General features: G+C 75.7%; 22 protein-coding genes and 1 tRNA gene. 8 read left to right on the top strand and 15 right to left on the bottom strand.

Features of this window, described 5'->3' with window-relative positions; genetic code table 11:
- Positions 1–27 precede the first annotated feature (27 nt).
- The 6 genes from ACWIX3_RS02685 to ACWIX3_RS02660 all read right to left on the bottom strand — a co-directional run bounded on the left by ACWIX3_RS02685 (position 28) and on the right by ACWIX3_RS02660 (position 3,715).
- Positions 28–192 (bottom strand): hypothetical protein, encoded by a 165-nt coding sequence (locus tag ACWIX3_RS02685; protein ID WP_448610537.1) that lies wholly within the window; start codon positions 190–192, stop codon positions 28–30.
- Positions 193–305: 113 nt separating this feature from the next.
- Positions 306–731, bottom strand: coding sequence for a hypothetical protein (locus ACWIX3_RS02680; protein ID WP_448610536.1), 426 nt, complete (start codon positions 729–731; stop codon positions 306–308).
- 125 nt (positions 732–856) lie between these two features.
- Complete coding sequence (locus ACWIX3_RS02675; RefSeq protein ID WP_448610535.1) at positions 857–1,480, bottom strand: TetR/AcrR family transcriptional regulator; 624 nt, start codon at positions 1,478–1,480, stop codon at positions 857–859.
- A 298-nt stretch (positions 1,481–1,778) separates the two neighbouring features.
- On the bottom strand, positions 1,779–1,919 hold the full coding sequence (locus tag ACWIX3_RS02670; RefSeq protein WP_448610534.1) for a hypothetical protein: 141 nt from the start codon (positions 1,917–1,919) through the stop codon (positions 1,779–1,781).
- 142 nt (positions 1,920–2,061) lie between these two features.
- The gene (locus ACWIX3_RS02665; RefSeq protein WP_448610533.1) at positions 2,062–3,195 is read right to left on the bottom strand and encodes a ribokinase; all 1,134 of its coding nucleotides are present in this window, start codon (positions 3,193–3,195) and stop codon (positions 2,062–2,064) included.
- Positions 3,196–3,217: 22 nt separating this feature from the next.
- The gene (locus ACWIX3_RS02660) at positions 3,218–3,715 is read right to left on the bottom strand and encodes a DUF6328 family protein (protein ID WP_448610532.1); all 498 of its coding nucleotides are present in this window, start codon (positions 3,713–3,715) and stop codon (positions 3,218–3,220) included.
- A gap of 59 nt (positions 3,716–3,774) precedes the next feature.
- On the opposite strand from ACWIX3_RS02660, the gene ACWIX3_RS02655 reads away from it, so the two are divergent.
- The 4 genes from ACWIX3_RS02655 to ACWIX3_RS02640 all read left to right on the top strand — a co-directional run bounded on the left by ACWIX3_RS02655 (position 3,775) and on the right by ACWIX3_RS02640 (position 6,661).
- Entirely contained in the window at positions 3,775–4,122 is a 348-nt protein-coding gene (locus ACWIX3_RS02655; RefSeq protein WP_448610531.1) for a DUF3140 domain-containing protein, read from the top strand.
- A gap of 9 nt (positions 4,123–4,131) precedes the next feature.
- Complete coding sequence (locus tag ACWIX3_RS02650; protein WP_448610530.1) at positions 4,132–4,833, top strand: methyltransferase domain-containing protein; 702 nt, start codon at positions 4,132–4,134, stop codon at positions 4,831–4,833.
- A gap of 73 nt (positions 4,834–4,906) precedes the next feature.
- Positions 4,907–5,932 carry a type III polyketide synthase gene (locus tag ACWIX3_RS02645; RefSeq protein WP_448610529.1) on the top strand — a complete coding sequence of 342 codons (1,026 nt, stop codon included), beginning with the start codon at positions 4,907–4,909 and terminating at the stop codon, positions 5,930–5,932.
- A gap of 96 nt (positions 5,933–6,028) precedes the next feature.
- Entirely contained in the window at positions 6,029–6,661 is a 633-nt protein-coding gene (locus tag ACWIX3_RS02640) for a response regulator transcription factor (protein WP_448610528.1), read from the top strand.
- A 134-nt stretch (positions 6,662–6,795) separates the two neighbouring features.
- On the opposite strand, the gene ACWIX3_RS02635 is transcribed toward ACWIX3_RS02640, so the two are convergent.
- The 3 genes from ACWIX3_RS02635 to ACWIX3_RS02625 all read right to left on the bottom strand — a co-directional run bounded on the left by ACWIX3_RS02635 (position 6,796) and on the right by ACWIX3_RS02625 (position 9,980).
- Positions 6,796–8,610, bottom strand: a complete 1,815-nt coding sequence (locus ACWIX3_RS02635; RefSeq protein ID WP_448610527.1) for a GAF domain-containing protein — start codon at positions 8,608–8,610, stop codon at positions 6,796–6,798.
- On the bottom strand, positions 8,513–9,043 hold the full coding sequence (locus ACWIX3_RS02630) for a universal stress protein (RefSeq protein ID WP_448610526.1): 531 nt from the start codon (positions 9,041–9,043) through the stop codon (positions 8,513–8,515). The genes ACWIX3_RS02635 and ACWIX3_RS02630 overlap by 98 nt, the downstream gene beginning before the upstream one ends.
- A 103-nt stretch (positions 9,044–9,146) precedes the next feature.
- Entirely contained in the window at positions 9,147–9,980 is an 834-nt protein-coding gene (locus ACWIX3_RS02625) for a putative protein N(5)-glutamine methyltransferase (RefSeq protein ID WP_448610525.1), read from the bottom strand.
- Positions 9,981–10,112: 132 nt separating this feature from the next.
- Here ACWIX3_RS02625 and ACWIX3_RS02620 point away from each other — a divergent pair, with 132 nt between their 5' ends.
- Entirely contained in the window at positions 10,113–10,358 is a 246-nt protein-coding gene (locus ACWIX3_RS02620; protein ID WP_448610524.1) for a hypothetical protein, read from the top strand.
- Between the two features lie 25 nt (positions 10,359–10,383).
- On the opposite strand, the gene ACWIX3_RS02615 is transcribed toward ACWIX3_RS02620, so the two are convergent.
- Together ACWIX3_RS02615 and ACWIX3_RS02610 are read right to left on the bottom strand one after the other, a co-directional pair.
- Complete coding sequence (locus tag ACWIX3_RS02615) at positions 10,384–11,025, bottom strand: hypothetical protein (protein WP_448610523.1); 642 nt, start codon at positions 11,023–11,025, stop codon at positions 10,384–10,386.
- A gap of 251 nt (positions 11,026–11,276) precedes the next feature.
- Positions 11,277–11,347, bottom strand: a tRNA-Gly gene (locus ACWIX3_RS02610).
- A 397-nt stretch (positions 11,348–11,744) separates the two neighbouring features.
- Here ACWIX3_RS02610 and ACWIX3_RS02605 point away from each other — a divergent pair.
- A complete protein-coding gene (locus ACWIX3_RS02605) occupies positions 11,745–12,152 on the top strand; it encodes a YciI family protein (RefSeq protein ID WP_448610522.1) in 408 nt (135 codons plus the stop codon).
- Positions 12,153–12,158: 6 nt separating this feature from the next.
- A complete protein-coding gene (locus ACWIX3_RS02600) occupies positions 12,159–13,304 on the top strand; it encodes an RNA polymerase sigma factor (protein ID WP_448610521.1) in 1,146 nt (381 codons plus the stop codon).
- Between the two features lie 208 nt (positions 13,305–13,512).
- Here the strand turns inward: ACWIX3_RS02600 and ACWIX3_RS02595 are convergent, their stop codons facing one another.
- The 3 genes from ACWIX3_RS02595 to ACWIX3_RS02585 form a co-directional block, all read right to left on the bottom strand.
- Positions 13,513–16,248 (bottom strand): ATP-binding protein, encoded by a 2,736-nt coding sequence (locus ACWIX3_RS02595; protein ID WP_448610520.1) that lies wholly within the window; start codon positions 16,246–16,248, stop codon positions 13,513–13,515.
- 112 nt (positions 16,249–16,360) lie between these two features.
- Positions 16,361–17,326, bottom strand: coding sequence for a methyl-accepting chemotaxis protein (locus ACWIX3_RS02590; protein WP_448610519.1), 966 nt, complete (start codon positions 17,324–17,326; stop codon positions 16,361–16,363).
- Position 17,327: 1 nt separating this feature from the next.
- Complete coding sequence (locus ACWIX3_RS02585) at positions 17,328–17,903, bottom strand: PAS domain-containing protein (protein WP_448610518.1); 576 nt, start codon at positions 17,901–17,903, stop codon at positions 17,328–17,330.
- A 205-nt stretch (positions 17,904–18,108) separates the two neighbouring features.
- On the opposite strand from ACWIX3_RS02585, the gene dcd reads away from it, so the two are divergent.
- Entirely contained in the window at positions 18,109–18,699 is a 591-nt protein-coding gene (dcd, locus tag ACWIX3_RS02580; RefSeq protein WP_448610517.1) for a dCTP deaminase, read from the top strand.
- Here dcd and ACWIX3_RS02575 read toward each other — a convergent pair.
- Positions 18,665–19,936, bottom strand: coding sequence for a CynX/NimT family MFS transporter (locus tag ACWIX3_RS02575; RefSeq protein WP_448610516.1), 1,272 nt, complete (start codon positions 19,934–19,936; stop codon positions 18,665–18,667). The genes dcd and ACWIX3_RS02575 overlap by 35 nt on opposite strands.
- Positions 19,937–20,119: the final 183 nt, after the last annotated feature.

The raw sequence follows: 20,119 nt of genomic DNA, 5'->3' as shown, positions 1-20,119 counted from the left end.
TGCTGCCCGCCGCCGTCCCGCGCACGGTCAGCCGTGCGCGTCGGGCTCGGTCTCGGCCGGCGGGTAGCTCGGACCCGCGATGCCGTCGGCCGGTCCAGGGGTGCCACCCTGGGACTCCGGGTCGCCGGGCGGCGCGACCTCGCTGCCGAGGGGCTGGGCGTCGCGCGGCTCGTCGGGCTCCGGCATCGTCATGGACCCAGTCTGCGGTGGCCGCTCCACCGCGGCGACCGCACTGCACGGCGCGCACCGCTCGGGGCGGCCGGGCCAGGGTGGCGGTGCGGTCCGGAGGGCCGCGATGCCGTCGCTCAGCCGTCGAGGACGGGGCCCGCCTCGTGGTTGGGGTGGCCCTCGGTGCGCTCGCGCTGCTTCATCCGCGCCTCGAAGACGTGCCGGTCGCCGTCGGCCAGCTCGTCGCGGGCTCGCTCGTCGAAGGCGCGGAAGACCGACCAGTAGTTGGCGTCGTAGTCCTCGACGATCTGGAAGGTCCAGCGGTCGGCGATGACGTTGCGGCCGACGAGGTCGCGGTCGAGGTCGTCGGCCAGTTGCGTGTGGCCGGCTTTGCGGAACAGCTCGACGGCGTCCTGGAGCAGCAGGTCGGCCTTGCCGGAGTGCTGGTGGAAGCCGTAGAGCTGGCCGCGCGCCTGCTCGATGGTCTCGAGGGCCTCGGAGAGCTTGCCGAGGCCCTCCACGGTGGTGTCGTCGAGGTCGGGCCGGCTGCGGTCGGTGCTCACCGCCCCATCCTGCGATGTCACGGAGGTGCCCGCTGGACGACCGCGGACGAGTGGGTGCGGGTCGGCTCCGCTCGGCCGGGGTGCGGCACCTGGCCCGCGGTGCGGTCCGGAGGACCGCGAGGTGCTCAGTCGGCGACGGCGATGTCGACGAGGCGCTCGGCCAGCTCGCGGCCGTGCGCGGCGGGGCCGTCCGGGCCCAGCAGGCCGCCGGAGAGGTACATCCCGTCGATGATCAGGTGGACCTGCGCGGCGAGGTCCTCGCCGGCGCCCGGGGCGACCTGCTCGGCGAGGCGCTCGAGCCGGCCGTGCAACTCGAACTTGTAGTCGGCCGCGGCGCTGCGCGCGGGGTGCTGCGGGTCGTCGTACTCGCTGCTGACGTTGGTGAACGGGCAGCCGCGGAAGCCGGCACGGGTGACGTCGGCCTCGACGGTGTCGACCACCGAGAGCAGCGCCGCGCGCGGGTCGTCCTCGAGGCGCACGAGCTCGGCGTCGATGCGGGCGAGCACGGTGGCCGCCTTGCGCGCCAGGTAGGCGCCGACCAGGTCGTCCTTGCTCTTGAACAGCCGGTAGACCGTCATCTTGCCCAGGCCGGTCTCGCGGACCAACTCGTCCATGCCGACGCTGCGCGAGCTGCGGGAGGCGAACAGCCGCTCGGCGGTGTCCAGGACGATGGCCTGCCGCTCGGCCCGGCTCCGGCGGACGGGGACCGAGGTGTCGTCGGCGGCGAGGGGGATGGCGGCTGCGGTCACGTCGGCGATGCTGCCGCAGAGCGTGACGGAGCAGTTCGCGGCACGCCGGAACCCGCTGGTAGGTGGTTGCTGTGAGTGACGAGGTACGCCCGGGGCTGACCGGGACCACGGGGATCCGTGGGGCGGGTGTGACGATCCGTGCTGCCGAGGTGGCCCGGTCCCGGGCCCGACCCCGAGCTGGCGGAGGTGGGAGGACGGCGGCCCCTGCGGGGCCCGCCGCGCCCCGTCCCGGGTCCACCCCGGGCTCGTGGGTGGCGGGGGACGGGGTTCCTGCGGCGGGGAGCAGGGGCGCCCTGCTTCAGGCCCTGCGGATCCGGCGCGGGTTGGCCAGCAGGCGGGCCAGGGGAGCGGTCGAGGCCTGCCGGGCCTGCGACTCGTCGGCCGGGCGCTCCTCCGACGTCTCGTTACCTACTCGGGGCTGGTGCTGCGTGTCCTCCATGCGGGCCAGGGTCCCCTGGGCGGCCAGGACCGAAACAGACCCGCGACGGTGAGTTGAGTCCAGATCACGGAGAGATGCATCACGTTCGCCGCGTGGCGGCGCGGTGCGGGACGCGGGCCGGCCGCGTTCCGCACCGCCCGGATCACGGGGTGTCGGCGCCCTCGCCGGGGACGTCCCCGCCCTCTGCCGGCTCCTCGGTGCGCGGCGTGCGGCCGGCGTCCTCCTGGCCGGGCGGATCGCCTCCCTCGGCAGGTTCGGGGGTGCGGGGTGGGCGCTCCGGTTCGGTCATCGCAGATCCTCCTCGGTCGTCGGCTGGCCGAGCCTGTGCCCGGCCGGCCGCCCGGTCAACCGCCTCGTCGACCGGAACGGCGGCCGGCAGCCCGGACCGCGCCGCGGCCAGCGCGGCGGCGTCGGGGAGCGCCCCGCGGGCGCCGGACCGGGTGGTCGACAGCGCCGCCGCCGTGGCTGCCGTCGCCACCGCATCGGCCGCGGACGACCCCTCGGCCAGCGCGACGGCGAGCGCCCCGCAGAAGGCGTCGCCGGCGCCGGTGGTGTCCACGGGCCGCACCGGCAGCGGCGGCTGCAGCAGTGCCGGACCGTCGTCCGGCACGAGCAGCGCGCCGCGCCCGCCCAGGGTGACCACCACGGTGCCGGCCGCCAGGCCGCGGGCCAGCCGCGCCAGCTCGCCCGGTGTCCGGTCGCCCGGAGGTGCGCCGGCCAGCTGCACGAGCTCGTGCTCGTTGGGGACCAGGACGTCGACCCGCTCGAGCAGCCCGGCCGGCAGCGGCTGCGGCGGCGCGGGGGTGAGGACGACGGTGCCCGCAGCGAGCGCCGCCGCGGCCTGCACCGTCTCCAACGGCACCTCCAGCTGCAGCAGCACCACCCGCGCCCCGCGCACCGCCGGGACGTCGACGTCGCGGGGCCGCAGCGCGGCGTTGGCCCCCGGCACGACGACGATCAGGTTCTCGCCACTGCCGTCCTCGACCGGGATCGTCGCGCTGCCGGTGGGGACGCCCGGCGTCCGCACCACGGCGGTGACGTCGACCCCCGCGTCCGCGAGCGCAGCCAGCTGCCGGTCGGCGGCCGGGTCGTCGCCGACGCGGCCCACCATGGCCACCCCGCTCCCGAGGCCGCCGGCCGCCGCGGCCTGGTTCGCGCCCTTGCCGCCCGGTGCCAGCTCGGTCTCCCGGCCGACCACCGTCTCGCCGCGGCCGGGCAGCCGGGAGACCCGGACCAGCACGTCCTCGTTGAGGCTGCCGACGACGGTGACGCTCATCCGCGCAGCATCCCCCGGGGCCTCAGCCGTCGCGCGGCCGCCGGTGGCGCAGCGGCACCACGTACCAGGCCACCACGCCCAGCACGACGACGGCGGCGCAGCAGACGAGGGCCGGCCACCGGCCGAGGACGACGTCGAGCACGAGCAGCACCGCCGCCGCGATGCCGAGGAGGAGCAGCGCCAGGCCCAGCAGCAGCGCGCCGTCGGCGAAGGCGACCAGCTCCTGCTTGCGCCGCTGCCGGAACAGCGTGCGGTGGAACGAGACCGGCGCGATGAGCACCAGCGTCGCGGTCGCGGTGCTCAGCAGGGTGACCGCGTAGACCGTCGTCCCGAAGGCGCCGAGCTCCTCGAAGCGGGCGCTGAACGGCAGGGTGAGCAGGAAGGCGAAGAGGATCTGCACGCCGGTGATCGCCACCCGCATCTCCTGCAGCAGCTCGGCGAGGTTGCGGTCGAGCACCTCCTCTGGCGTCTGGCCGCGGGCGACGGCCGCCCCTGCCACGTCGGTCCGTTTCCGCACCACCCACCTGCGGTACCGCGACGAGCAGGACCCGACACGCCCAGAGCCCCGCGGGAGCAGCCATGGCGCACGACCAGGATCCGGACACCGTCCGCAGGGAGTTCCGGGAGGCGGTCAACATGTCCCCCGCCGAGCTGGAGCGATGGCTGGAGACGGAGGAGTCGCAGTCGGTCGGGCAGAAGGAGGACGGCTCCGGTGAGTCCACCGGCCACGCCTCGGGACGCCGGATCGTCGAGCTGCTGCGCGCCGAGGAGGCGGACCTGACCGACGACGACCTCGCCCACATGCGCAAGGTGCACGGCTACGTCGCCCGCCACCTGGCCCAGGAACCGGCGAAGGAGGACGTCGAGACCTCCAAGTGGCGCTACTCGCTGATGAACTGGGGGCACGATCCCCTGAAGAAGGACTAGAGCCGCCGCATGGGCCAGCTGCGCCGCAACGACCCCGCCCAGTACGACGGCCTGGCCGACCAGTGGTGGGAGGCCTCCGGCGGGTTCGCCGCACTGCACTGGCTGGCCGCTTCGCGGGCCGAGCACATCCCGCCGGCGCCCGGCCCGGACGCGGTGCTCGTCGACCTCGCCTGCGGCGGCGGGCTGATGGCGCCGCACGCGGCCCGGCTCGGCTACCGGCACGTGGGGGTCGACCTCGGCGCGCGGGGCCTCCAGGTTGCCCGGGAGCACGGTGTCCTGGCCGTGCGCGGGTCTGTGCTCGCCGTTCCGCTGATCGACGGGTGTGCCGACGTCCTGGTGGCCGGGGAGATCCTCGAGCACGTCGAGGACGACGTGGGCGTGCTCGCCGAGTGCGCCCGGCTGCTGCGCCCCGGCGGCACGCTGGTGCTCGACGCCCTGGCGGACACCCGGATCGGGCGGTTCCTCATGGTCACCGTGGCCGAGCGGCTCCCGGGCGGCCCGCCGCCTGGCATCCACGACCCCGCGCTCTTCGTCGACCGCGACCGCATGCTGGCCGCCGCCGACGAACTCGGCCTGGACCTCCGGCTGGTGGGGCTGCGCCCCTCGTTCCGGGAGGCACTGGCCTGGCGGCTGGGCCGGCGGGACACCGTGCGGATGAAGCCGGTCCGGTCGACCGCCGTCGTCTTCGCCGGCTACGGGAAGCGCCGGTGAGCGGGCCGGCGGGGCGACGCAGCACCCCGGCCGCCCATAGGGTCGGGGGCATGAGCGCCCGTGAGCTGCGCAGATGAGCGCCGTCGTGACCGGCGCCGGTCGCGCGCTGCCGACGACGATCGAGCAGGACGCGGCCTGGGACGGCTTCTTCGCCGGCCACTACGCCGGTGTCCGCGCGGCGAAGCGGGTCTTCGCCGGCTCCGGGGTGCGTCGCCGGCACGCGGTGGCCAACCCGCTCGACGAGGACATCAGCGGGTGGAGCACCGGCGCGCGGATGCAGCGCTACGTGCAGGAGGCACTGCCGCTGGGCAAGCAGGCGGTCGCGGCCGCCCTCGACGACGCGGGCCTGGCGCCGGGGGACGTCGGCCTGTTCGCCGTCGCCACCTGCACCGGCTACGCCACCCCGGGCCTGGACATCCGGCTGGCCAGCGACCTCGGCATGCCACCGGGACTGCAGCGGCTGCTCGTCGGTCACATGGGCTGCTACGCCGCGATCCCGGGCCTGGCCGCCGTCGGCGACTACGTGACCGCCCGGTCCCGCCCGGCCGTCCTGCTCTGCTGCGAGCTGACCAGCCTGCACGTGCAGCCGCCGGTCCGGGAGCTCGACCAGGTCGTCGCGCACGCCCTGTTCTCCGACGCGGCGGCGGCCGTCGTCCTGGAGCCGGGGCGGGGGCACGGGCGGCGGCTGGCCGGGGTGGTCGCCCGCACCGACGCCTCGACCGCCGACCACATGACCTGGGACGTCACCGACCTGGGCTTCCGCATGGGGCTGTCGCCGCGGGTCCCCGACGTGCTTTCCCGGCACGTCGGCGACGTCGTCGAGGAACTGCTCACCGGCGCCGGCCTGCGCACCGAGGACGTCGCCGGCTGGGCGGTGCACCCCGGCGGCCCGCGGATCCTCGACGTCGTCCGCGACCACCTCGGACTGGCAGAGGAACAGCTGGCCGCCTCCCGCCACGTGCTGTCCGAGCACGGCAACTGCTCGTCGGCGACGGTGCTGCTGGTGCTCGAGGAGCTCGCCGACGTCGACGGCCCGGTCGTGGCGATGGCGTTCGGCCCCGGTCTGACGTTGTACGCGGCCCTCCTCCTGCCCGCCTGAGGCGGGGCGGGCTGGTGACCCCCACCAGCAGTCGCTACGCTCTGTGAAGTAGGTCACTCTCCGGAGGGGGCGCCCGTGGGGGCGAGCGACGGTCCCGTGCGTGTGTTCCTGGTCGACGACCACGAGGTCGTGCGGCGCGGCGTGGCCGAGGTTCTGGAGGAGGACCCGGTCATCACCGTCGTCGGTGAGGCCGGCTCGGTCGCCGAGGCCCTCGCCCGGGTGCCGGCCGTGCGACCGGACGTCACCGTCGTCGACATGCGCCTGCCCGACGGGGACGGCGCGGAGGTCTGCCGCGAGCTGCGCCAGAGGGTGCCCGGCCTGCGCTGCCTGGTGCTGACCAGCTTCCCCGACGAGGACGCCGTGGCCGCCGCCGTCGCCGCCGGGGCCTCGGGCTACGTGCTCAAGCAGGTCCGCGGCTCGGCGCTGGTCACCGCCGTCCGGACCGTCGCCGACGGCGGCACGCTCTTCGACCGGGACGCCGGGGCCGCGGCCTCGGCGCGCCGCCGCCCGGCCGAGCGGGACCGCCGGCTGGCCGTGCTCACCGAGCAGGAGCGCACGGTGCTGCGGTTGATCGGGGAGGGCCTGACCAACCGCCAGATCGGCGTCCGCATGGGGCTGGCGGAGAAGACGGTGAAGAACTACACCAGCCACCTGCTGGCCAAGCTGGGGCTCGAGCGGCGCACCCAGGCCGCGATCCTCGCCACCGAGCTGCGCGACCGCCCCGAATAACCCCCGTCCGCCCCGAGAAGGACCCCGCTCCCCCCACCCCTCGCACGCTCGGGGCGAGCCGCTGAGCGGGGCCATCTGGGCTCAGGGTGGGCCCCTGGACGGGGGCCGTTCCAGCACGTCACCCGGGGGCCGGCTCAGTCCCGGCGCGGCATGGGCACGTTCCAGCGGATCTGGGTCCCCTTCGGCCCGGTGGAGGTGGTCAGCCGGCCGCCGTGCCGCTCGGCGCGGTCGGCCAGGTTGGTCAGCCCGCTGCGGACGGCGACCGCGGGCAACCCGACCCCGTTGTCGGTGACCACGACGCGGACCTCGGCGTCGACGGTCACCGTGACCGTCACCCGGGTCGCCTGCGCGTGCCGGACGACGTTGGTCACCAGCTCGCGGACGACGGCGACGACGTCGGGCAGCAGCGCGGGAGGCAGGTCCTCGTCCCCGCGCAGCCGCACGTCCGGGCGCAGCCCCTGCCCGCCGGTGATCGAACGGACGACGTCCACGATGCGGGTGCGGACGGCGTCGGGCGAGGCATCGTCGGCCTCGTGCAGCTCGAAGATCGCCGAGCGGATGCGGGCGATGGTGCCGTCGAGCTCGTCGACCCGATCGGCCAGCGCCGCTGCCGTCTCGGGGTGCTCCTCCTCCAGCGAGCGGCTCACCCGGTCCAGGGCCAGGCCGGTGGCGAAGATCCGCTGGACGACGTGGTCGTGCAGGTCCCGGGCGATCCGGTCCCGGTCGGCCTGCACCTGCAGCCGGCGCTCCCGCTGCTGGCTGCGGGCCAGCTCCAGCGCCACGGAGGCCTGGGCGGCGAAGGCGGAGGCGAGCTCGAGGGTGTCGGGAGCGAAGGGCTCGCGTCCGCGCAGCCGCATGGCGACGACGGTGCCCAGCGCCGGGCGTCCGCCCAGCGGGATCATCAGCGTGGGGCCGAAGTGGCGGCTCAGCTCGCCGAGCACCGGCGCCCGCTGACCCCCGACCGCGGCGGTGCGGGCGTCCGGGATGAGCATCGGCACGCCGGTGCGGTGCGCCGTCCCCAGCTGGGTGTCGGCCAGGGGCAGTCGCACTCCCTCGGCATCCTCGGTGTCCAGCCCGACGGCGACCACGACGGTGAGGGCGTCCTCGTTGCACGGGTCGGGCACCAGGACGCCGGCCGCGTCGGCGGAGGCGAGACCGGCGACCTGCTCGCCGATGGAGCGCAGCACCGTGTCGGGATCGGCGCCGGACAGCAGCGCGGTGGCGATGTCGGTGCCGGCCTGGGCCCAGGCCCGACGGTGCTCGGCCCGCTCGACCAGCTCGGCGTTGGCGATGGCCAGGCCGGCGGTGGCGGCCAACGCGACCGCCGCGGCCTCGTCGGCGTCGGTGAACGACCCGCCGCCGCGTTTGACGGTGAGGTAGAGGTGGCCGAAGACGGCGTCGTGCACCCGGACCGGCACGCCGAGGAAGGCCTGCATCGGAGGGTGGCCGGGCGGGAAGCCGACCGCCTCCGGGTGCGCGGTCAGGTCTTCGAGGCGCAGCGGCTCGGGTCGCTGCAGCAGCAGGCCGAGGACACCGGTCCCGACGGGCAGCCGGCCGATCCCCGCGCGGTCGGCGGCGTCCATGCCCACGACGAGGAAGCGCTCGAAGGCCGCGCCGGTGTCGTCGAGCACGCCGAGCGCGCCGTACGTGGCGCCGGTGGCCTCGACGGCGGCGAGGACGACCCCGCGCAGCGTGACGTCGACCTGCGCGCGGTGCGCCGTCGGCCGGCTGCCGTGGGCGGGGACCTCGGCAGTGGGCAGGTCGGCCGCCCCGGTACCGGGCGGGGTCAGGGCCCGGCGGTCGGGGTGCTCGCGAGGGAGCGTCGGCGACGTGGTGATGGAGGTCTCCCCGTCACGCGCCGCGGGCGAGGCGGCGGGTCGGCTGCCGGGGGACGGCGGGGCGCAGCAGGGCCTTGCCCTGGCCGCTGACGAGGACCAGGTCGGCGCCACGGGCGGCACTGCTCAGCGCCTCGAACACCGGGCGGGCGAGGACGGCGGTGCGGGCCCGGCCGGAGACGCCGGTCTCGGCGATGGCCCGCAGGACCTGGGCCTCCAGCCGCTCCAGCGCGGCGGCGCCCGCGCGCGCCCCGGGGCGGGACAGGCCGGCGAGCGGGTCCTCGCCCTCGTCGTCGACCACGCAGACGGCGACCACGGTGGCCTCCCGCCGGGCGGCCTCCCGGAGCGCCCAGACCAGGGCGCCCTGTGCGGCCGGGGAGCCGTCGACCTCGACGAGCAACCAGGGGTGCTGGCGCCGCGGCAGCAACGGGGTCAGCCGCATCGGCTCCACCCGGCGTCCCTCCGGCGCGTCGTCGCCGGCGGGGGCTTGCGGTGGGCGCGGCCGATCCTGTTCCGGCTCGTCCCTGAACCGGTGCGCGTCGTCCATGCAGCGATCGTCCATCGCCCCGTTGCGGGGCGGCAGGGACCAAGGACCCGCGTTGATCGAGGTCGTGGCGTTACCGAGCCGTCCCGCTCAGTGACTGCGTGTGTCACTGCGGACGGTGACGATCTGAATACGTTGCCTCCGGTTGGGGCGTCCCGAGCACGACCGTCGCGTCCCGCTCGTCGTCCCGCACCACGGACGCGTGCAGCCCGCCCGCCCGTACCGCGGCGGCGGTGAGCGATGCCTGGCGCGCGCTGGTCTCGACCAGCAGGGCCCCGCCCGGTGCCAGCCAGGACCGCGCCGCGGCGGCGACCCGTCGCTGCACGTCGGTGCCGTCCGGACCGCCGTCCAGCGCGGTGCGCGGCTCGGAGTCGCGCGCCTCGGGCGGCATCAGCGCCACCGCCGCGGTGGGCACGTACGGCGCGTTGACCGCCAGGAGGTCGACCCGGCCGCGCAGCGCGGCCGGCAGTGCTGCGTAGAGGTCGCCCTGGTGCACCCGGCCGCCGACCGGAGCGAGGTTGCGCCGGGCGCAGCCGACGGCGACCGGGTCGAGGTCGGCCGCGTGCAGCTCGACCGCGCCGAGGGCCGCGGCGACGGCGAGCCCCACCGCGCCGGAGCCGCAGCACAGGTCGACCACGACCGGGGTGCCGGGGGCCGAGCGCAGCAGGGCCACGGCCCGCTCGACCAGCAGGGCGGTCCGCTGCCGCGGCACGAAGACGCCGGGCTCCACCGCGACGCGCAGGCCGCAGAACCCGGCCCAGCCGAGGACCGTCTCCAGCGGCTCGCCGGCCACCCGGCGGCCCACCATCGCCGCGAGGTGCCCCGGACCGGTCGCGGCGGCCAGCAGTGCGGCGGCCTCCTCCTCGGCGAACACGCATCCGGCCGCGCGCAACTGCCCGACCAGGGACCCCGGGAGGACGTCGTCCCGCAACGGTGGCACGGGCTCCTGCCTCCCTCCGGACTCCGGCTGCCCGCGAGGGCACGGCCGGACCGGGCGTGCATGGGCAGACCCCCCGTGGGGCAGGGGGGTCGTGCGTGAGCAGTGCGCGACCGATCGACACGGGAGCCTGCCATGCCGCCAACGGACCCACGACCCCACGGCGACGGGACCGGGGAACGCCCCGGCGGGGACGAACCGCCCGCGCGGCGCCGCCGGGGCAGGGGAGTCGTCGCCGCCACCTTCCTCGCCGGACTGGCCATCGTGCTCGCGGTCCTGCTGCTCGTCCCGCGCTGCAGTCAGGAGGTGCAGGACAACGGGTCCGCCGTCGACCGCTCCCCGGTCATCGTCGAGGAGGCAGCCTCGCCGGCAGGGCCGTAGGCGGCTCCGGCTGCGGCGTCGCGGGTCACGCGGTGAAGCCCACACGGTCAATCTTGCGGTGGTAGCGGGTGCCGAGCCCGCCGCCGAGCAGCGCGCCGAGCAGGGAGACGAGCGCGGCAGCCACGCCGGCGACGACGCCGGCGGTGGTGGCGGTGCTGCCGCTGACCGGGATGCTCGGCAGGTTCAGCTGGGAGAGCACGTTGTACTGCGCGCCCAGCACCACGCCGAGGAGGCCGAGCACGACCACCACCAGCAGGCCGATGAGCCACACGGCCAGGCCCTGACGGGCGCCGTCGAAGCGGGCCATCCGGCCGGCCACGTAGCCGCCGGCGAAGTAGGCGAGGAAGAGCACGACCAGCAGGGCGATGCCGCCGGTGAGGCCGATGGTGGTGGCCTGCCGGGCGGCCTCGTCCGCCGTGTCGACCTGGCTCAGGCCGAAGGCGACACCGGCCGCGGAGAGGATGGCCAGCAGCAGCACGGCCAGGCCGTTGGCCGACAGCCAGCCGAAGAACGCAGCCCCCCACTTGATGCCGCCGTAGCGGGCGTGCTGGGCGTCGACGGCGTCCCGGGCGGCCCCGCGGGTGGCGTGCGCGCCGTCCGGCGCCGTGGGGGCAGCCGCCGTGGTGGGGGCGTCGAGGTCGGTCCGGGTGCGGTCGGGCTCGGGCATCACGTCTCCTCGGGGGCGGCGCAGGGCCCGGGATCGGTGCCCGGTCGCCCCCGCGGCAAACGGGACGTGACCGGATCGTGTGACGGTGCTGACCAGGGAGGACGTGCCTCGTCGCGCGGGTGGACACGCGACGGCGCCCGGCGCGACGACGATGACCGGCTCGGACACCGCGGCCGGCGGGGATGGGACGACCGACGCCCCGGCGACGCGGCCGACCAGTGGGTCGACGTGCCTGCGGCCCGGAGGCGGAGAGCGGGTGACGAGAATCGAACTCGCACTGTCAGCTTGGGAAGCTGATGTTCTACCATTGAACTACACCCGCATGACGCTCTGACCTGCGCTCTTGCCGCAGCTCCCGACCGGGGCCGATCGAGCAGTCCCGGAGAGAATACACGGTGGGTGCAGTGTCACGCGCACCCCCGTTCGGGTCGATCTCCGCCTCCAGCGACTCGGCCCACCGTCTCCCACCGGTCCCACGGCCCTCCGCCGGACCGACCCGGTGTCCGGGTGTCGTCCGAGCGGGCGCCTCGCGGGCCGGACGACTGCTGCGGCCCGCCTCATCGGTCCGCGTGACCGTCTCGGTACGCCGGCGCGGATGACCACGGTGCCGCCGAAGTCCGCCGGAGGATCGTCGCGGTGGGATGTCGAGAACCCGGGCGCGGCTCCGTCCACGGGGTGGACACGGCCACCATGGGCCGTACGTCACCGAGGAGAACACGATGGCCAAGTACCTGCTGCTCAAGCACTACCGTGGCGCGCCGGCGGCGGTCAACGACGTGCCGATGGACCAGTGGACGCCGGAGGAGGTCTCGGCCCACGTGCAGTACATGCAGGACTTCGCCGTCCGGCTCGAGGGCACCGGGGAGTTCGTCGACAGCCAGGCGCTCTCCCCGGAGGGCACGTTCGTCCGCTACGACGGCGAGGGGCGGCCGCCGGTCACCGACGGTCCGTTCGCGGAGACCAAGGACCTGATCGCCGGCTGGATGGTGATCGACGTCGAGACCCACGAGCGGGCGCTCGAGCTGGCCGGCGAGCTGTCCGCGGCTCCGGGTGCGGGTGGGAAGCCGATCCACGAGTGGCTCGAGGTGCGGCCGTTCCTGGCCGCGCCGCCGACCATCACGGAGTGACGCGCGGTGGACGAGGCCCTGCTGCGGGCCCTCATCCCCGCCGTGATCGGGGTCCTCGTCCGCCGCGGAGCCGACTTCGCGGCGGCCGAGGACGCCGTGCAGGACGCGCTGGTCGAAGCCGTGCGCGTGTGGCCGGACGACCCGCCGCGGGAGCCCAGGGCGTGGTTGGTGGCCGTTGGGTGGCGCAGGTTCCTCGACGCCGCCCGCGCCGACACCTCCCGACGGCGGCGCGAGGTGCTCGTCGACGACGAGCCTGCGCCCGGGCCGGCCGAGGAGGTGGACGACACGCTGCAGCTGTACTTCCTGTGCGCCCACCCGTCCCTGTCCCCGGCCTCGGCGGTCGCGCTCACACTGCGCGCGGTCGGCGGTCTGACCACGCGTCAGATCGCGCAGGCCTACCTGGTGCCGGAGGCGACCATGGCCCAGCGCATCAGTCGGGCCAAGCGGACCGTCTCGGGCGTCCGGTTCGACCAGCCCGGGAACGTCGCCACGGTGCTGCGCGTGCTCTACCTGGTCTTCAACGAGGGCTACTCCGGCGACGTCGATCTCGCGGGCGAGGCGATCCGGCTGGCTCGCCAGCTGGCGGAGAAGACCGAGCACGAGGAGGTGGCGGGCCTGCTCGCGCTCATGCTGCTCCACCACGCGCGGCGCCCGGCACGGACCCGCCCCGACGGCAGCCTCGTGCCCCTCGCCGAGCAGGACCGCACCCTGTGGGACACCCGGTTGATCGCCGAGGGCGTCGACGTGCTCCAGACCGCCCTCGCCCGCGACCGACTGGGGGAGTTCCAGGCCCAGGCCGCCATCGCCGCGCTCCACGCCGACGCGCGCACGGCAGAGGAGACCGACTGGGTGCAGATCGTCGAGTGGTACGACGAGCTGGTGCGGCTCACGGACAGCCCGGTCGCCCGCCTCAACCGGGCCGTCGCGGTCGGCGAGGCCGTCGGATCCCGGGCCGGCCTGGCCGCACTGGCGGGGCTCGATCCCGCCCTGCCCCGCCACGCCGCCGTCGCGGCGTACCTGCACGAGCGTGAGGGTGATCGAGTGACCGCAGCACGGCTCTACGCCGAGGCGGCCCGATCAGCGCCCAACCTCCCCGAACGCGACCACCTCACGCGACAGGCCGCACGGCTCAACGCGGAACTGCGCGGTTGAGCGGCGGGTCGTACGCGCTCCCCGGGAGTCGGGCCCGTGGTCCGGCTCCCGCGTCGACGTCGCCACATCGCAGCGCGGTCGCCCCTCGCGGAACGGCTGGTGAGTCCCTGCCGGGACCCCGCGACAGCGACATCGGGACACCGCCACCGAGAGCTCGGGGAGCTCGACGTCCTGCCGATGGACCACACCCGCGGAGTGCCGCCCGGGTTCACCGGAGCGGCCGCCGGGAGGGGAGCGGGGGGGCGCCGGCGCGGATGACCACGGTGGTGCCCGCCGGGCCGGGTGTCGCGGTGACCTGCCCGACGGCGCTCATCAGCATCGAGCCGCGGCCACGGTCCATGCTCGGCACTCGCTCCCGCCACCGGCCGTGGTCGCGGACCACTACCTCGACGCGGCCGTCGGCGAGCTCGGCGCCCACGTCGATGACCGGCTCGGCCGGGTCCTGCGCGTGCTCGATGGCGTTCGTGGCCGCTTCGCACGTCGCCAGGACAAGATCGTAGGCCAGGTCCTCGTCCAGGCCGGCCTCGGCGAACAGCGTCCACAGCCGCCGGCGCAGTGCCGGGATGGACCGGGTGTCGGACGGGAAGCGCCAGTGCCGGCGGACGGTGGTGCCCGCGGGGGCGAGCGGGACCGGCGGCGCCGGGTCCACCGCGGACGGCGCAGCCGAGGGCGGGGTCACCGGCGGGCGCGGGCGGGGCGGCGCCGTGGCGGTCGCGTCCCCGTCCGCTGCGACGGTCGCGGGCTGCGGACCGGGGGGCGCGGGACGGCTGCCGACGACCGCGCGGCCGGCGGTGCGCTCCAGGACCGCGCGCAGCCGGCCGACGAGCTCGGCGGACTCGAACGGCTTGGCCAGGTAGTCGTCCACCCCGGCGTCGAAGCCCTCCACCGCGGCCTCCTGGCCGGCCCGGGCGGTGAGCATGACCACCGGGACGTCGCGCACCGCGGGATCGGCCCGCAGGGCGCGGAGCAGCTCGAAGCCGTCGAGCCCGGGCATCATCACGTCGGTCACCACGACGTCGGGCCGCGCCGCCGCGACGCTCTCCAGCGCCTCCTGCCCGTTGGTGGCCGTCCGGACCGTCCAGAGCGGGGACAGCAGCCGCGCCAGGTAGGCGCGCATGTCGGCGTTGTCGTCGACGACCAGCACGCTGGTGCCCGGGCTGCCGGCCGGCGTCCGCACGCCCGCCCCGCCCGCGACGTCGTCCCACGGCGTGACCACACCGCCGCGCGCGGACGCCGACGGGACGGCGGGGGCGCCGGCCGGGGCGTCAGGAGCGCCGAAGGGGACCCGCACCGTGAAGGTGCTGCCGCTGCCGGGCTCGCTGGTGGCGCTGACCTCGCCGCCGTGCAGGGTGACCAGCTCGCGGACCAGGGCCAGCCCCAGCCCGCTGCCCTCCCGGCTGCGCGCGGCGGTGCCCGCGCCGCGGTGGAACCGCTCGAACAGGTGCGGCAGCTCAGCGGCGGGGATCCCGACCCCGGTGTCGGCCACCTGCAGCACCAGGTCGTCCCCCTCGGCCCGCAGGGTGACGTCGATGCCGCCGACGAAGGTGTACTTCACCGCGTTGGCCACCAGGTTGAGGACGATCTTCTCCCACATCCGCGGGTCGACGTAGGCGGGCCGGTCCAGCGACGGGCTGTCGACGGTGAGCCGCAGGCCCGCGCGCTCGGCGGCGGCCCGCAGCACCCCAGCCAGCTCGGCGGTGAAGGCGGCGACGTCGGTCTGCACCCGAACCGCGGACGCCCGGCCGGCCTCGATGCTCACGAACTCCAGCAGGTCGTTGACCAGCCGCTGCAGACGCTGGCCGTTCCGCAGGGCCAGGGTCAGCGACTCGCGGACGCTGGCTGGCAGCGCAGGACCGTTCTCGGCGAGGGTGTCGGCGATCGGGCCGAGCAGCAGGGTGAGCGGCGTGCGCAGCTCGTGGCTGACGTTGGCGAAGAACGCCGTCTTGGCCTGGTCCAGCTCGGCCAGCGCCTCCGCCCGGGCCCGTTCCTCGGCGTAGGCCCGGGCGTTGCGGACGGCGGCGGTGAACTGGCCGGCCAGCAGCTCGTGGAAGGAGCGGTACTCCTCGTCCAGCGCGCGGTTGGGGTTCACGCCGACCACCAGAGCGCCCACGCTGTCGCCGTCCGTACCGCCCAGGGGGAGGACGACGCCCTCGGTGACCGAGTCGCCGAAGGGCCCGCCGGGGACGCCGAGCCCGGCGACGTCCTCGGGGAGCAGCTCGCCGGGTGCGGTGGCGACCTCGGGCAGGTGCTCGGGAGGGCAGCCGACCACCGCGGTGCGGCGCAGTCCGGGCGCGCCCGGGGTGGCGAGGTAGACGGCGGCGAAGGGCACGTCCAGGAGGTCCCCGGCCAGCGCGGCGGTCATCGCCGCCACCGTCGCGGCCTCGTCGACCAGCTCCCCGGTCGACGTCGCGACGCCGTGCAGCAGGCGCTGCCGGCGCTCGGCCAGCACCTGCCGGGTCACCTCGGTGCAGACCGCGTGCATGCCCGCGACGCGGCCGTCGTCGCCGTAGGCCGGGGCGTGGGAGACGGTGAAGTAGGTCTCCTCGCGGTAGCCGGCGCGCTCGAGGAGCAGGAGCAGCTGCGGGATCCAGGACGCCTCGCGGGCCGCCATCGCGTGCTCCACCGGCTCCTGCAGCGCCGCCCAGCCCTCGGCGAGGGTCACCCGCAGGTCGTCGCCGATGGCGCCGGGGTGCTTGGTGCCGATCAACGTCGCGTAGGCGTCGTTGTAGAACTGGGTGTACCCCGGCCCCCAGGCCAGGATCATCGGGAACCGGGAGACCAGCACCGTGCGGACGGCGTGCCGCAGGCTGGCCGGCCAGGTCCCGACCGGCCCGACCGGCGTGGCGGACCAGTCGAAGGCGGCCATCAGGCGGCCGTTCTCACCACCGTCACCGAAGAGCTCGTCGTCCCCCGGAGCCGGGGACGGGGCGGCGCCTGTGCTCACGTACCGGCGCACCTCCCCGTGCTGATCCCCTGCCCCTCCCGACGCGGCCCGGACGCGCGTCGGTACCGGCGCCCGGCCGCAGCCGGGCACCGGACCGAACGGTACCCGGAGCTCAGCGGCGCATCTCCCCGAGGAAGCCGGTCGCCTCGGAGCGCAGCTGCTCGGCCAGCTGGGACAGTCCGCTGACGTCCTGGCCGCCGGGGCCCAGGGACGCCGAGCCGTCGACCGCGGCGGCGATCCCGTCCACCATGCCGTTCATCTCGGTGACCGTCGTCCCGACCCGGGTCATGACCGCGGCGACCTCCTCGCAGGCGGCCCGGATCTGCTCGACCTGAGCGGTCACCCGCTCGGTGGCCCGGCCGGTCTGGTCGGCGAGGTCCTTGACCTCCGAGGCCACGACGGCGAACCCCTTGCCGGCCTCGCCGGCGCGGGCGGCCTCGATGGTCGCGTTGAGCGCCAGCAGCCGCGTCTGGGCCGCGACGGCGTCGATCAGCGCGATGACGTCGCGGATCTCGGTCGCCGAGCGGGTCAGCGCGCTCATCGTCTCCTGGGCGGTGGCGGCCTCGGCGCTCGCCGCGGAGGCCGCGCCGGCCAGCCCGGCCGCCGAGGCGCTCATCTCCGTCGATGCCGTCGCCACCTGCTCGGAGGTGGACAGGACGACGGTCTCGAACTCGTCGGCCAGCCGCAGGCGGGCGCTCGTGGCCTCGGTGACCCGCCCCGCGGTCGCCTGCATGGCGTCGCGGGCGGCGTTGATCTCGGTGGCCCCCTTGCGGTAGGCGCCGGCCAGGCCGCCGAGCAGCACCGAGCGGTGGAACCGGCCGGCCGCCGCGGAGGTCAGCGCGGCCGAGGCCTCGCGGACGAAGGCGTCGGAGACGTCGAGCATGCTGTTGACGCCGTCGTTGAGCGCCTGGAGCTCAGGCACGTCGGCGATGCCGGGCGTCGGGCGGCTGCGGGCCTCCAGGTCGCCGCGGGCGGCGGCCTGGCAGGTCCGGGTCAGCTGCTGCACGAAGGCGCGGTAGACCGCCAGCTCCTCGGCGTCGCTGCGCAGTCCGCTCCCGGACCGCCTGCGGATGCCCACCTCAGCGCTCCTCTCGCGCGATGACCGACCAGATGAACTCCTCGTACGAGTCCGCCTGCGCGGCGACGAGCTCGTCGAGCAGGCGGGAGGAGGCGGCCACGGCGGCCTTGGCCGTGGGGTGCCGCCGCTCCTCCTCGACCAGGCGCTGGTACAGGGGGGTGACGCTGCGGATCGCGCCGGGCGAGGGGCGGCGCCGGTTGGAGTGGTACCCGACGACGGACCCGTCGGCGGCGTAGGACGGCGTGACGTGCGCGAGCACCCAGTAGTGCGCACCGTCGGCGGCGAGGTTGTTGATGTAGGCGAACAGCTCGCGCCCCTGGGAGAGGGTCTGCCACAGCAGGGCGAAGACCGCACGGGGCATGTCGGGGTGCCGGATCAGGTTGTGCGGCCGGCCGATCACGTCGTCCACCTCGTACCGGCTGATCCGCAGGAAGACGTCGTTGGCGTAGGTGATCACGCCGCGGAGGTCGGTCTTGGAGACGATCAGCTCGTCCGGGGCGAAGGTGCGCGCCTCCCCGGTGGGGGAGGCGCCCCGGCCGGCTCCCCGTGGGGCCGACCGGTCCTGGATGTCGAGCACAGAGGTCCTCCCAGCGCTGCCGGACGATGTCGCCCCCTTGTCATCGGCAGGGTGGGGAGGCGATCCAGCTGGGCGGCACGGACCCCGTGGACGGCGCCGCGCCACCGGCCGGGCGGGCCGGCCGGTGGCGCACCAGGGCCGCGGAGGGTCTGCCGGCCCGATCGGACCGGGGTGGCGAGCGGACGCGGTCCCTAGACTCCGCCGCATGCTGCTGTCCGACCGCGACATCACGACCGCGATCTCCGAGGGCCGCCTGGGCATCGAGCCCTACGACAAGGCGCTGGTGCAGCCCTCGAGCATCGACGTCCGGCTGGACCGCTTCTTCCGGGTCTTCAACAACGCGCGCTACACGCACATCGACCCGGCCCAGCAGCAGGACGACCTGACCACGCTGGTCGAGCCCGACGGCGACGAGCCGTTCGTGCTGCACCCGGGCGAGTTCGTGCTCGGCTCGACGCTCGAGGTCGTCACCGTCCCGGACGACATGGCCGCCCGGCTGGAGGGCAAGAGCTCGCTGGGCCGGCTGGGGCTGCTGACCCACTCCACGGCCGGCTTCGTCGACCCGGGCTTCTCCGGGCACATCACGTTGGAGCTGTCCAACGTGGCCAACCTGCCGATCACGCTGTGGCCGGGCATGAAGATCGGCCAGCTGTGCCTGTTCCGGCTGACCAGCCCGGCCGAGCACCCGTACGGCTCGGCGGTCTACGGCTCCCGCTACCAGGACCAGCGCGGTCCGACGCCCTCCCGGTCGTTCCGCAACTTCACCCGCGCCGAGACGCGGCGTCCGGCTCCCTGACCGGCGCGGTGGTCACGCGGCCGACCACCTCGTCGTCGACGAAGCGCTCGCGGGTGACCGCCCAGCCGCTGACCAGCAGGGCGACGACGCAGGTGAAGGCGACGGCGAACATGCCGGCGTAGCTGCCGGTGGCCCCGCGCAGGACGCCGACCAGCAGCGGTCCCCCGGCGGCGAGCACGTACCCCCACCCCTGGACGACGGTGGACAGGGCGGCCGTGGTCTCCGGCGTGCGGGCGCGCAGCCCGATGAGGGTGAGGACCATCGCGAAGGTCCCCATCCCCAGGGCCAGCAGGCTCATCCACAGCCACGGGACGGTCCGCGGCGCAAGCAGCAGGCCCAGCCAGCCGGCGACGTAGCAGGCGCCGAAGGCGACCAGCAGCGGCCGCTGTGCCCGCGGGCGCACCGTCAGCACCGGGACGACGGCGTTGAGCGGGATGACGACGACGGTGTTGACGCCGAGCAGCAGCCCGGCGGTCGCCGCGCCGAGCCCGGAGTCCCGCAGGTACTGCGCCGTCCAGCCGATGATGACGTAGGCCTGCATCGCCTGGAGGCCGAAGAAGGCCGCCAGGAGTACCGCCGTGGGGCTGCGCACCAGCGACCGCAGGGGCAGCGCCGCGTGCGTCCTCTGCGAGGCCCCGGCCCGCGGCCGCACGGCGAGCCACGGCAGCGCGGTCACCAGCGCGAGCACCATCCACACGCCCAGCGCCCAGCGCCAGCCGCCGTCCCCTGCGGCGCGGGCGATGGGCGCGGCGGAGACGGAGGCCACCGCTCCGCCGACGGCCATGGCGGTGCTGTAGGCCCCGACGAGCAGCCCGGTGCGCTGCGGGAAGTAGCGCTTGACCAGGCTGGGCAGCAGCACGTTGCCCAGGGCGCCGCCGACCATCGCCAGCACGGTCCCGACGACGAAGAGCCAGAACGTCCCGGCCGCCGCGCGCACCACCAGGCCCGCGGCCATCGCCAGCAGCGCGCCGGCGAGCACGTGCCCGTCGCGGAACCGGGCGGCCAGTGGCGGCCCGGCGAACCCGATGGCCGCGAAGCAGAGCACCGGCAGGCTGGTGATCAGCCCGGTCAGCCCACTGGAGACGTCCAGCCCACGCTGGATCTCCTGCAGCACCGGGCCGACGCTGTTGACCGCCGTCCGCAGGTTCAGCCCGGTGAGGACGATCGCCGTCCCGACGAGCACCAGGCCGCGGGACGTCCCGGCCCGGTCGGCGGAAGGTGGAGCGATCCCGGTCACCCGACGATGGTGCTCCGGGGCCCGCGGCCCGTCGTGCCCGGGTCCTGTCGCGGGACGGCGGCTCGCGGGACGGCCGCGGGGTGGCGGCGCAGCGCGGCCGGCACCGGGCCCCGGTCGGCCGCGCACCCGCCCGCCGACGACGACGGCGCGTGCCCCCGGGAGGGACACGCGCCGTCGTCGCGG

The organism is Geodermatophilus sp. URMC 60, from assembly GCF_053502585.1.
The sequence above is the reverse complement of the archived record's forward strand: the minus strand, read 5'-3'. Positions and strand labels throughout refer to the sequence as shown.